Consider the following 11,516-nt stretch of genomic DNA (forward strand, 5'->3'; position numbering starts at 1 on the left):
CATGCACTCCTCGGCGGCCTGCCGGTCGCCGGCGATCATCAGGTCGAGCAGCTCCACGTGTTCCTCCGCCGACGACACCAGCTTGCCGGCCCCGTACCGCGTCAGTTCGCGTCGCTGCTGTCGATGCCGAGGCCCGGCAGCAGGCCCGGGAGGATCGGCGGGATCGTGACGTCCGGGACCGACGGGGTCGACTCCTCGCCGGACGGGGCGGTGCTGGTGCCCGTCTGCGGAGGGTTGAGCAGATCGCCCGTGCCGCCGAGGAGCCCGCCGTCCTTCGGCGCGCCCGTGCCCGTGCCGGACGGCTGGGGCTGGGTCGCGTCGCCGCTGTGGGACGGGGTGGTGGACGTGGTGTGCGGGCGCTGGGTGGTGGCCGACGGGGTGCTTCGCGGCGCGCTCGGGTCGCCGGAACCGATGGAACCGCGCTCGGGGGTGCGCGGCAGCACGGACTGGAGCGGCTCGATCTCCTCGTCTATGGCGACGAAGACGTCGTTCACCTCGTTGCCCACGTCGGTGAGCTGGACCGGGAGGCGGTCGCGCAGCCCGTCCCAGGTGGCGCGGTGGGCCTGGGCGAAGGAGTTCAGCCGGGCCATGGGCCCGATCTCGCCGTCCCGCTCGTAGGCCTGGCGGAGCAGGCGGTGGCCCTCGGAGGCGTCGTGCTTCATGCCGTCGAGGACCCGGCGGATCTCGCCGAGGGACTCGTGGTCGAGGTCGCCGGCCCGGCCGCGCTCCATGAGTCTGCGGGCCTCGCTCAGGCGCGTGGACGCCTGGTCGAGATAGATCCCGCCCCGGTCGGCGTCGTCGTCCGCCATCCCGAGCTTGATGTCCTCCATGCCCCGCTTGAGCCCGTAGAGCGAGTCACCGGGGAGGGCGTCGGAGCTGGCGGCGGCGACGCCGCTGAACGCCCCGGCCGCCACACCGACCGTGAGGCCGCCGGCGGCGAGGCCCTTGGTCCAGCGGGAGCGGGGCCGTAGTTTGCGGAGCCGGTGTGCTCCCTTGCCGTGGGAGGTCCGCTGCTCCGGCACGGTAGGGCCCGCTCCGGCACCCCCCTCCTTGAGCATCGCCTCCATGGCGGCCACGAGCTGGGCTCGCTGCACCACCTTGACCTCGGGGTCCATCTCCGGCTTCGGCAGCTCGCCGAGTCCGTTCGCCAGGGCCAACAGCCGTCCCTGCTCGGCCGGTTCGGCCGATGCCTCGGGTGGCTCGGCCGCCGCGCCCTCGGACGTCCGATGCTCCAGGGCCTGGGCGAAGGCGTTCGCCCGCCGGTGCGCCGAAACGTTCGCGATCACTGGCGGCACCTCCTCTCGTCATGACGGTCGACTCCCCGAGGGGTTCGGAAGGTTGCACACCTTGAGCGCATCCACACGAAAGAGTGAGTGGAAGTGGACATGGCGTGACCACAGGGAGCCTGCATTTCGCACAACGAGCGGCGCGGCACTTGGGTTACGCGCGAAAGATGATCGGACCAGTGCGTCATCGAGGCGTCACCGACTGTGTATGGAGCGGGGAGGAAGGGGACGTGGGGGGAGGGGACGGGCTGCGCGTGTGGGGGGCGCGGAGCGCTCAGCGGGCGTCGTCCGGGAGGAGGCGGGCCAGTGTGCGCACGGCCCGGTACTGGAGGGTCTTGATAGCGCCCTCGTTCTTCCCCATGACCCGGGCGGTCTCGGCGACCGACAGGCCCTGGAGGAAGCGGAGCGTCACGCACTCCTGCTGCTGGGGGTTGAGCCGGCGGACGGCGTCGAGGAGGGCGGCGTTGGACAGCGACTCGAGGACGGAGTCCTCGGGGCTGCGCTCCACCTCGTTGGCGTCGAGCATCTCGCCGGTGGTGACCTCGAGGCGGAAGCGGCTGGACTTGAAGTGGTCGGCGACCAGGTTGCGGGCGATGGTGACCAGCCAGGCGCCGAAGTCGCGGCCCTGCCAGGTGAAGGTGGAGATCCGGCGCAGGGCGCGCAGGAAGGTCTCGCTGGTGAGGTCCTCCGCCGTCGCCTTCCCGCCCACGCGGTAGTAGATGTAGCGGTAGACGGTGTCGCTGTACTGGTCGTAGAGCCGGCCGAAGGCGTCGGCCTCGCCCGCCTGGGCGCGCTCGACCAGGTCCATCATCCGGGCGCTGTCGCTGTCGGCGGTGGGCCTGCGGGCGGTCGACGTGCCGGCGCCGCCGCGGGTGCCGCGTCTGCCGACGGCGGCGCCGCTCTCGGCCAGGGCATAGCAGGGCCCGGCGGGTGCCGGCCCCCCGGCGAAGGCGGGTCCGCCGAATGCGGGTGCGGGGGCGGCGTACGCGGTGGGGACGAAGCCGCGCAAGTGGTCGAGGACCGTTGCGCGCAGCGTAGCCAGGCCCGAGGCGTCAACCCCGACGTGTGGGTACACGGGACTCCCAGAGGCAGAGCTTCCATCACGTGCAGTGCGGGACCGTTCACTCGTCGTGGCGATGAGTGGGTTCCGGTATGCGTCTGAGGAGAATAACGCTTAGTACAGGCAGTGCTACACCCAGTTGCTCAAATCACCGGTTCAGTCTGATCCGTTACTGCTTGTGGTCGTGATCACTCGCACTTGATGACCGGTTGCTGATCGGTTCTCTTTCGAGTGCGATCAACCAGGGGTGCGCTTGTGCTCAAGTGCGCTAGGGGAGAGTGGCCGGGGCCTGGGCCGGGTAGGGAGCCCGGATGGCCCGACGGGCCACGTGTACGGGGGTGTTCGACCACGGACGGGTGAGCACCGCCGGTCCCTGGTTGTCGTGATCGATCGCGGCCGAAACATATCGGCATGATCGGTAAATCCGCCTGCGGCGCGTCGCGCCGGCCCGGGCCTCGCAGGCCCCGGCGTCGCAGCCCCCTGGGGCGCGGACTCAGCGGCGACGGCGGTGCAGGGCGAGCGCGGCGGCGGTGCCGCCCGCGAGGGCGCCCACGCCGGCCGCGGCCGGGATGCCGACCTTGGCCGCCTTGCGGCCGGTCCGGTAGTCCCGCAGCCGCCAGTCGCGGTCCCTGGCGTGCCGCCGCAGCTTGGTGTCCGGGTTGACCGCGTACGGATGCCCGACGAGGGAGAGCATCGGGATGTCGTTGTGCGAGTCGCTGTACGCGGCGCAGCGTGCCAGGTCCAGGCCCTCGGCGGCGGCGAGCGCGCGTACGGCCTCGGCCTTGGCGGGGCCGTGCAGGAGTTCGCCGACCAGCTTGCCGGTGTAGACGCCGTCGACGGACTCGGCGACGGTGCCGAGCGCGCCGGTCAGGCCGAGGCGGCGGGCGATGATCGTGGCGGTCTCGACCGGGGCGGCGGTCACCAGCCAGACCTTCTGGCCGGCGTCCAGGTGCGCCTGGGCGAGCGCGCGGGTGCCGGGCCAGATGCGGTCGGCCATGTACTCGTCGTAGATCTCCTCGCCGATCGACATCAGTTCGGAGACGCGGTGGCCCTTCACGATCGACAGCGCGCTGTCGCGGGCCTCCTGCATGTGCTCGGGGTCCTCGACGCCGGCGAGCCGGAACCAGACCTGCGCCCAGGCGAACCGGGCGAGTTCGCGGCGCTGGAAGAACTTCCGCTTGTACAGGCCGCGGCCGAAGTGGAAGATCGCGGCGCCCTGCATCACGGTGTTGTCGAGATCGAAGAAGGCGGCGGCCTCGGTGTCGCCGACGACGGGGAACTCCGGCTCCGCGGGCTCGGCTTCGGCCGCCGCGGCGGCCGCGGCCTCCTCCCGCTCCCGTTCGAGCTGGGCCGAGGTCTTGCGGGCCGCCTCCGCGGCGGCCTCGCCTGCCAGGACGCTGCGCGCGGTGGCGGAGCGCCTACGGGGGGTGAGCCATCCAGGAGCGGCCATGTCAGGAGCATAGCCAGTCTGTTCGGTACTTCCCGACTTGTGGGAATGCCGTGGTGTGAACAGTGGGGGACTCCCTTGTTACCGACGCGCCCGGTTCCGGCGCGCAGAATGGACGGCATGTTCGGACGGACGAAGAAGAAGAGCGGTCCGCGGGAGAGCGGTCCGCGCACGGTGACGCTGATCGGCAAGCCGGGGTGTCATCTGTGCGACGACGCCCGCGCGGTGATCGAGACCGTGTGTGCCGAGACGGGTGCACTCTGGGAGGAGAAGGACATCCTCCGGGACGAGGCGCTGTACGCCGCGTACTGGGAGCAGATTCCGGTCGTGCTGGTCGACGGTGAGCAGCACACCTTCTGGCGGGTGGACGCCGGGCGGCTCCGGCGCGAACTGGGTGGTTGACCGAAAGGGGGCTACCATCATGGACGTTTTGTTGGGTTTCGGGGGCAGCGTCGTAAGGAGAGTGTGCGGTTTTGCCCCCTTCGGGATTCCAACGCAGTGACGCCGTCCGCGGTTCCGTACCGTCGCGATCCGGCCGCGTGACCCCGGTCACTTTGGGCAGACAAAACGGACACCATCTTTGTGCACGCGTTCACAAAGACATAGCCTGCATTCGACGGGGCGGTCCTGGGACACACGGCCGCCTGCAGCCCCGCTCATCCCGCAGGAGCACCGTGGCAACTGGCCGAACTCACCGACCGGCGACCCGTAGCCGAGGAATTCCCGAGGCCACCGTCGCCCGTCTCCCGCTGTATCTGCGTGCCCTCACGGCACTGTCGGAGCGCTCCGTGCCGACGGTCTCCTCCGAGGAGCTCGCGTCCGCGGCCGGGGTCAACTCCGCGAAGCTGCGCAAGGACTTCAGCTACCTCGGCTCGTACGGGACGCGCGGTGTCGGCTACGACGTCGAGTACCTCGTCTACCAGATCTCCCGCGAACTCGGCCTGACCCAGGACTGGCCGGTCGTGATCGTCGGTATCGGTAACCTCGGCGCCGCGCTCGCCGGCTACGGCGGTTTCGCCTCCCGCGGCTTCCGCGTCGCCGCGCTGATCGACGCCGACCCCGCGATGACCGGCAAGCCGGTCGCCGGGATCCCGGTGCAGCACAGCGACGACCTGGAGAAGATCGTCAGCGAGGACGGCGTCTCCATCGGCGTCATCGCCACCCCGGCCGGCGTCGCCCAGCAGGTCTGCGACCGGCTCGTGGCCGCCGGTGTCACCTCGATCCTCAACTTCGCGCCGACCGTGCTCTCCGTGCCCGACGGCGTGGACGTGCGCAAGGTCGACCTCTCCATCGAGCTGCAGATCCTCGCCTTCCACGAGCAGCGCAAGGCCGGCGAGGAGCCCGGCGCCGACTCCGGCACCGGCACCGAGGCCGCAGCCGCGGCTCCGGCCGCGACCGAGCCGGCCGGCGCCGCCGCGCCGCCCGCCGCCCGGACCGCGCAGGACTCCGGCCGTAAGGGACCTGACGGGGACATGCCCGCCGTGATGCCCGCATGAGCCTCCTCGTCGTCGGCCTCAGCCACCGCAGCGCCCCCGTCAGCGTCCTGGAGCGGGCCTCCCTCTCCGCCGACGCCCGGACCAAGCTGCTCCACGACACCCTCGCCGCCGAGCCGGCCGGCGAGGGCGCCGTCCTGGCCACCTGCAACCGCATCGAGCTCTACGCCGACGTGGACAAGTTCCACGCCGGTGTCGCCGAGCTGTCCACGCTGCTCGCCCAGCACAGCGGCGTCGGCCTCGAAGAGCTCACCCCCTATCTCTATGTGCACTACGAGGACCGCGCCGTCCACCACCTGTTCTCGGTGGCCTGCGGCCTGGACTCGATGGTCGTCGGCGAGGGCCAGATCCTCGGCCAGATCAAGGACGCCCTCGCGCTCGGCCAGGACCTGCACACCGCCGGACGCCTCCTGAACGACCTGTTCCAGCAGGCGCTGCGGGTCGGCAAGCGCGCCCACAGCGAGACCGGCATCGACCGGGCCGGGCAGTCGCTCGTCACCTTCGGCCTGGAGCAGCTCGCCCAGGGCCCCGACGTCGACACCTGGGCCAAGGGCAAGCGCGCCCTCGTCATCGGCGCCGGATCCATGTCCTCGCTCGCCGCCGCGACCCTCGCCCGGGCCGGTGTCGCCGAGATCGTCGTCGCCAACCGCACCGCCGCCCGCGCCGAGCGCCTCGTCGAGATCCTGACCGAGCCCGGTGGTACGGGTGTGGCCGCACGCGCGGTCGAGATGGTTGCCGTCGGCGACGAACTGACCCGTGCCGACGTCGTCGTCTCCTGCACCGGCGCCACCGGACTCGTCCTCACCGGCGAGGCCGTCGAGACCGCCATGTGCGGCCGCGAGAACCCGCTCTACCTGCTCGACCTCGCGATGCCCCGCGACATCGACGCCGCCGCCCACCGCATGCCCGGTGTCCGGCTCGTCGACATCGAATCGCTCGCCGAGGCCTCCGCCGACGCGCCCATGGCCAACGACGTCGACCAGGTGCGCACCATCGTCTCCGACGAGGTCGCCGCCTTCGGCGCCGCCCAGCGGGCCGCCCACATCACGCCGACCGTGGTCGCCCTGCGCGCCATGGCCGCCGAAGTGGTCGCCGGCGAGGTCGCGCGGCTGGAAGGCCGGCTGCCCGGCCTCGACGACAAGCAGCGCGCCGAGATCACCCAGACCGTGCGCCGGGTGGTCGACAAGCTCCTGCACGCGCCCACCGTGCGCGTGAAGCAGCTCGCCGGCGAACCCGGCGGCGCCGGGTACGCGGACGCACTGCGGACACTCTTCGACCTCGACCCGGAGACGGTTGCCTCTGTCAGCCGGGCCGACCGAAACGACGGCGACGTCAAGAACCGAGGGCGAGTATGACCGAGAAGGCACTGAGGCTCGGGACCAGGCGCAGCAAGCTCGCCATGGCCCAGTCCGGACATGTGGCCGACGCCGTCCGGCAGCTGACCGGCCGGACCGTCGAGCTCGTGGAGATCACGACGTACGGAGACACCTCCCGCGAGCACCTCGCGCAGATCGGCGGCACGGGTGTGTTCGTCGCCGCGCTGCGCGACGCGCTGCTCGCCGGCGAGGTCGACTTCGCCGTGCACTCCCTCAAGGACCTGCCGACCGCCCAGCACCCCGACCTGGCGCTGGCCGCGATCCCGAAGCGCGAGGACCCGCGCGACGTCCTGGTCGCCCGCGAGGGAGTCACCCTGGACACGCTGCCGGCCGGCGCCCGCGTCGGCACCGGCTCGCCGCGCCGGATGGCCCAGCTCAACGCGTACGCGCGCAGCCACGGCCTGACCATCGAGACCGTACCGATCCGCGGCAACATCGACACCCGGGTCGGCTATGTGCGCAAGGGAGAGCTCGACGCGGTGGTCCTCGCCGCGGCCGGACTCAACCGCATCGGCGGAACCGAGGAGCTCACCGGCTCCCTGTCGGTCGACCCTCTGTCGGTCGACGCGGTCCTGCCCGCCCCCGGCCAGGGGGCACTGGCCGTCGAGTGCCTGGCGTCGAACGCCGACCTCGTCGCCGCGCTCGCCGAGCTCGACGACCCGTACACCCGGGCCGCCGTGACCGCCGAGCGAACCCTGCTCGCCGCCCTGGAGGCCGGCTGCTCCGCACCCGTGGGTGCGCTGGCCGACCTGCTGGCAGACGGCCCCGGTCCCGAGCAGGCTGTCACCGAAATGCGCCTGCGCGGCGTCGTCGGCACCACCGACGGCTCCACGCTGGTGCAGCTGTCCACCACCGGTCCCGTACCCACCTCGCACGACGAGGCGGTGGCGCTCGGACGCGAACTCGCGGACGAGATGCTCGCCAAGGGTGCGGCCGGTCTTATGGGGGAGCGAGCACTTTGAGCCCCACCGCCCCGACCACCAGCCCCGCGTCCGCCGCCTTCCCCGGCCACGGTCACGTCACCTTCCTCGGCGCCGGACCCGGCGACCCGGGACTGCTGACGCTCCGGGCCGTCGAAGCGCTGGCCGGCGCGGACGTCCTGATCGCCGAGCCGGAGGTGCTCGACGTCGTTCGCGGGCATGCGCGCGCGGGCGTGAGCACGCCTGAGCTGACGGTTGTCGACGAGGCGTCAACAACCGTCGGTGTCCCCGTGTTGAGGGATGCGACCAATCTTGTCATGGAGGCCGCGAGGGGCGGCAAGCGGGTCGTCCGTGCGGTGACCGGCGACCCCGGCCTCGACGGCAACGCGGGCGCGGAGATGCTCGCCTGCGCCTCCGCCGGCATCCCCTTCGAGGTCGTGCCCGGCGTGGCCACGGCGGTCGGCGTGCCCGCGTACGCCGGTGTGCCGCTGCGCGACGCGCAGGGCACGGACGTGCGTTTCGTCGACGCGCGGACCGCCGACGACCGGTGCTGGGCCGAGGTCGGCGCCTCCGACGGCACCGTCGTCGTGTCCACGTCGTTGGACTCGGTCGCCGCGGCGGCCGGTGAGCTGGTGGCGGCTGGCCGTAAGCCGGACACCCCGCTCACCGTCACCATCGCGGGTACGACCACGCGTCAGCGCACCTGGACGGCCACCCTCGGGACGATCGCCCAGGTCTTCAAGCAGGGCAAGGTGCTCCCCTCGCCCGAGGGCCACCGTCCGGTGATAGCCGTGGTCGGCGAGCGCAGCGCCCCGGCGCAGCGGGACCAGCTGTCGTGGTTCGAGTCCAAGCCGCTCTTCGGCTGGCGGGTGCTCGTGCCGCGTACCAAGGAGCAGGCCGCGTCGCTCTCCGACCAGCTGCGCTCGTACGGCGCGGTGCCGCACGAGGTGCCGACCATCGCCGTCGAGCCGCCGCGCACGCCGCAGCAGATGGAGCGGGCGGTCAAGGGGCTCGTCACCGGCCGCTACGAGTGGATCGCCTTCACCTCGGTGAACGCGGTCAAGGCGGTGCGGGAGAAGTTCGAGGAGTACGGGCTCGACGCCCGCGCCTTCGCCGGGATCAAGGTCGCGGCGGTGGGCGAGCAGACCGCGGCCGCCCTGGTCGACTTCGGTGTGAAGCCGGACCTGGTGCCGAGCGGCGAGCAGTCCGCGGCGGGTCTCCTGGAGGACTGGCCGCCCTACGACCCGGTCTTCGACCCGATCGACCGTGTCTTCCTGCCGCGCGCCGACATCGCGACCGAGACGCTGGTCGCCGGCCTCATCGAGCTGGGCTGGGAGGTCGACGACGTCACCGCCTACCGGACCGTGCGCGCCTCGCCGCCGCCGGCCGACACCCGTGAGGCGATCAAGGGCGGCGGCTTCGACGCGGTGCTCTTCACGTCCTCGTCGACCGTGCGGAACCTCGTCGGCATCGCCGGCAAGCCGCACAACGTCACGGTCATCGCCTGCATCGGTCCGGCGACCGCCAAGACGGCGGAGGAGCACGGCCTGCGGGTCGACGTCCTCTCGCCGGAGCCGTCCGTCCACAAGCTCGCGGAAGCGCTGGCCGAGTTCGGCCTGCGCCGCCGCGCGGCGGCCCAGGAGGCGGGCGACCCGGTGACGCGCCCGAGCGAGCGGCGGCCGGGGGCGCGGAGGCGTCGTACGACGTAGCCGCCTGCTTGTCCGCGTGGGGCGCGGTTCCTTCGGGGGCCGCGCCCCTCGCGCGTCGCGGGAGCCGGCAACACGGTGTCGGTAAGTGCACGGTCTGGGCGGGCGTAGCCTCAAAGGCATGAATGCGTACGGAAGCTTCCCCGGGACGCGGCCGCGGCGGCTGCGGACGACGCCCGCCATGCGGCGGATGGTGGCCGAGACGCGGCTGCACGCGGCCGATCTGATTCTGCCCGCCTTCGTGCGGGAGGGCGTCAGCGCGCCCGTGCCGATCTCCGCCATGCCCGGCGTCGTGCAGCACACGCGGGACACGCTGCGGAAGGCCGCCGTGGAGGCGGTGGAGGCCGGGGTGTCCGGGATCATGCTGTTCGGCGTGCCCGAGGACGCGAAGAAGGACGCGGCGGGGACGGCGGGGACGGACCCCGACGGGATCCTGCAGGTGGCGATCCGGGACGTGCGGGCCGAGGTCGGCGACGACCTGGTGATCATGTCGGACCTGTGTCTGGACGAGTACACGGACCACGGCCACTGCGGTGTGCTCGACGCGGAGGGGCGGGTCGACAACGACGCCACCCTGGAGCGGTACGCCGAGATGGCCCAGGTGCAGGCCGACGCCGGCGTGCACGTGGTGGGGCCGTCCGGGATGATGGACGGCCAGGTCGGGGTGATCCGGGACGCCCTGGACACCATCGGCAAGGAGGACGTGTCGATCCTCGCGTACACCGCGAAGTACTCCTCCGCCTTCTACGGCCCCTTCCGGGAGGCCGTGGGCTCCTCGCTGACCGGCGACCGCAAGACGTACCAGCAGGACCCCGCCAATGCGCGCGAGTCCCTGCGGGAGCTCGCCCTCGATCTGGAGGAGGGCGCGGACATGGTCATGGTCAAGCCGGCCGGTCCGTACCTGGACATCCTGGCCAAGGTCGCCGAGTCGGTGGACGTGCCGGTCGCCGCGTACCAGATCAGCGGTGAGTACGCGATGGTCGAGGCCGCCGCCGAGAAGGGCTGGATCGACCGCGACAAGGCGATCTTCGAGACCCTGACCGGCATCCGCCGGGCCGGTGCGCAGATGATCCTCACCTACTGGGCCACCGAGGTCGCCCAGAAGCTGGGGCGCCGGATCTGATGCACCCTGGAGAGGTACCGACAGGTACCTCTCTGGAGGTGGTCCTCATGACGATGAACACGCTCGTCGGCTGGCACGTCGAGATGGAGTTCCAGGAGGAGGGCGACCGGACGCGTGCGGCCTGCATGGTGCGGCTCGGTGACGGCACCGAGTTCCGCGCCCACGGCAATGCGAACCGGCACCCCTCCGACCCCGAGCAGTTGCGGGTCGGCGAGGAGATCGCCGGGGCGAGGGCGCTGATGGACCTCGCCTCCCAGCTCTTGCAGAAGGCCCACACCGAGATCGACGAGGTGTCGGGCCGTACCTCCCACCCCATCAACAGGTGACCGGGCTTCCGGGCCGTTCCCGAGCCCTCGGCTTCTGACGTACGTCAGTCGCGGGGGCCGTGGGCGGCCTGGACGCCGTCCAGGACCAGGTCCAGGGTGCCCATGAGCTCGTGGGCGAGCTGGTCCGGGGCCGCGTCCGGGCGGCCGCACCAGCGGTACAGCGCGCCCAGGTAGAGGTCGCGCAGCGCGTGGCCGATCTGGTCGGCGGTGAAGCGGGTGTGGAACTCGCCGCTGCGGATGCCGTCCCCGGCGATCCGGGCGAACAGCTCGGCGAGATAGGGGTCCTCCAGGAGCGGGCGGCCGGCCCGGACCCAGGCCATGAGGAGCGAGTTGGTCTCCTGCCGGTGTCCCTCGTTGATCCGGCTGAGGGTGGTCATGCAGTGGCGCAGCTGCCCGACGGCCGAGTCCGCGCCGCAGCCGTCGGCGGCCAGGGTGGCGAGGAGGGCGTCGCGCCGCTTCTCGCCCCAGGCGCCGAGGAGGTCCTCCTTGCGCTGGAAGTAGTTGAAGAACGTCCCGCGCGCGACGTCGGCGCGCTCCACGATCTCGTCGATGGAGGTCTCGTCGTAGCCCTGCTCCGCGAAGAGTGTGATGGCGGAGCTGTACAGCCGCTCCTTGACCCTGAGCTTGTTGCGTTCCCGCCGGCCCAGGGGGGCCGCGCCCTGGCGGTTCGTGGCCGCTTCTGTCGGGCTCACGCGCTACTCCGATCTGTTCGTCAGCCGATCAGGCCCGCTCCCCTCGGTCCTGGTTGATGGACCAAAGTTTAACTATGACTCGAAGTC

11 protein-coding genes are annotated in these 11,516 nt (G+C 71.8%); 7 read left to right on the forward strand and 4 right to left on the reverse strand.

Annotated elements, in window-relative coordinates; all coding sequences use genetic code 11:
• Nucleotides 1-101: 101 nt before the first annotated feature.
• The 3 genes from AB0M18_RS31025 to AB0M18_RS31035 form a co-directional block, all read right to left on the reverse strand.
• Nucleotides 102-1,286: a DUF5667 domain-containing protein gene (locus AB0M18_RS31025; protein WP_365763879.1), complete on the reverse strand. Its 1,185-nt coding sequence runs from the start codon at nt 1,284-1,286 to the stop codon at nt 102-104.
• A gap of 274 nt (nt 1,287-1,560) precedes the next feature.
• Nucleotides 1,561-2,361 (reverse strand): ECF subfamily RNA polymerase sigma factor, BldN family, encoded by an 801-nt coding sequence (locus AB0M18_RS31030; RefSeq protein WP_365763880.1) that lies wholly within the window; start codon nt 2,359-2,361, stop codon nt 1,561-1,563.
• Between the two features lie 478 nt (nt 2,362-2,839).
• The gene (locus AB0M18_RS31035) at nt 2,840-3,796 is read right to left on the reverse strand and encodes an HAD-IB family hydrolase (RefSeq protein WP_365763881.1); all 957 of its coding nucleotides are present in this window, start codon (nt 3,794-3,796) and stop codon (nt 2,840-2,842) included.
• 108 nt (nt 3,797-3,904) lie between these two features.
• Here AB0M18_RS31035 and AB0M18_RS31040 point away from each other — a divergent pair, with 108 nt between their 5' ends.
• The 7 genes from AB0M18_RS31040 to AB0M18_RS31070 all read left to right on the forward strand — a co-directional run bounded on the left by AB0M18_RS31040 (nt 3,905) and on the right by AB0M18_RS31070 (nt 10,737).
• Nucleotides 3,905-4,195, forward strand: a complete 291-nt coding sequence (locus tag AB0M18_RS31040) for a glutaredoxin family protein (protein ID WP_365763883.1) — start codon at nt 3,905-3,907, stop codon at nt 4,193-4,195.
• 272 nt (nt 4,196-4,467) lie between these two features.
• Nucleotides 4,468-5,289, forward strand: a complete 822-nt coding sequence (locus AB0M18_RS31045; RefSeq protein WP_365763885.1) for a redox-sensing transcriptional repressor Rex — start codon at nt 4,468-4,470, stop codon at nt 5,287-5,289.
• Entirely contained in the window at nt 5,286-6,641 is a 1,356-nt protein-coding gene (locus tag AB0M18_RS31050) for a glutamyl-tRNA reductase (protein WP_365763886.1), read from the forward strand. Before AB0M18_RS31045 ends, AB0M18_RS31050 begins: the two co-directional genes overlap by 4 nt.
• Complete coding sequence (gene hemC / locus AB0M18_RS31055) at nt 6,638-7,624, forward strand: hydroxymethylbilane synthase (protein WP_365763887.1); 987 nt, start codon at nt 6,638-6,640, stop codon at nt 7,622-7,624. The genes AB0M18_RS31050 and hemC overlap by 4 nt, the downstream gene beginning before the upstream one ends.
• Entirely contained in the window at nt 7,621-9,291 is a 1,671-nt protein-coding gene (locus AB0M18_RS31060) for a uroporphyrinogen-III synthase (protein ID WP_365763889.1), read from the forward strand. The genes hemC and AB0M18_RS31060 overlap by 4 nt, the downstream gene beginning before the upstream one ends.
• Before the next feature lie 118 nt (nt 9,292-9,409).
• Nucleotides 9,410-10,411: a porphobilinogen synthase gene (gene hemB / locus AB0M18_RS31065; RefSeq protein ID WP_365763891.1), complete on the forward strand. Its 1,002-nt coding sequence runs from the start codon at nt 9,410-9,412 to the stop codon at nt 10,409-10,411.
• A 53-nt stretch (nt 10,412-10,464) separates the two neighbouring features.
• Nucleotides 10,465-10,737 carry a DUF1876 domain-containing protein gene (locus AB0M18_RS31070; protein WP_365763999.1) on the forward strand — a complete coding sequence of 91 codons (273 nt, stop codon included), beginning with the start codon at nt 10,465-10,467 and terminating at the stop codon, nt 10,735-10,737.
• A gap of 44 nt (nt 10,738-10,781) precedes the next feature.
• On the opposite strand, the gene AB0M18_RS31075 is transcribed toward AB0M18_RS31070, so the two are convergent.
• On the reverse strand, nt 10,782-11,429 hold the full coding sequence (locus AB0M18_RS31075) for a TetR/AcrR family transcriptional regulator (RefSeq protein WP_365763893.1): 648 nt from the start codon (nt 11,427-11,429) through the stop codon (nt 10,782-10,784).
• Between the last annotated feature and the right edge of the window lie 87 nt (nt 11,430-11,516).

This window comes from Streptomyces sp. NPDC051909 (assembly GCF_040681095.1).
Lineage (GTDB): Bacteria > Actinomycetota > Actinomycetes > Streptomycetales > Streptomycetaceae > Streptomyces.

Coding starts and splice junctions, on each gene's coding strand:
- AB0M18_RS31035 (WP_365763881.1), bottom strand. CDS start 3,796: ATGGCCGCTCCTGGATGGCTCACCCCCCGTAGGCGCTCCGCCACCGCG.
- AB0M18_RS31040 (WP_365763883.1), top strand. CDS start 3,905: ATGGACGGCATGTTCGGACGGACGAAGAAGAAGAGCGGTCCGCGGGAG.
- AB0M18_RS31050 (WP_365763886.1), top strand. CDS start 5,286: ATGAGCCTCCTCGTCGTCGGCCTCAGCCACCGCAGCGCCCCCGTCAGC.
- hemC (WP_365763887.1), top strand. CDS start 6,638: ATGACCGAGAAGGCACTGAGGCTCGGGACCAGGCGCAGCAAGCTCGCC.
- hemB (WP_365763891.1), top strand. CDS start 9,410: ATGAATGCGTACGGAAGCTTCCCCGGGACGCGGCCGCGGCGGCTGCGG.
- AB0M18_RS31070 (WP_365763999.1), top strand. CDS start 10,465: ATGAACACGCTCGTCGGCTGGCACGTCGAGATGGAGTTCCAGGAGGAG.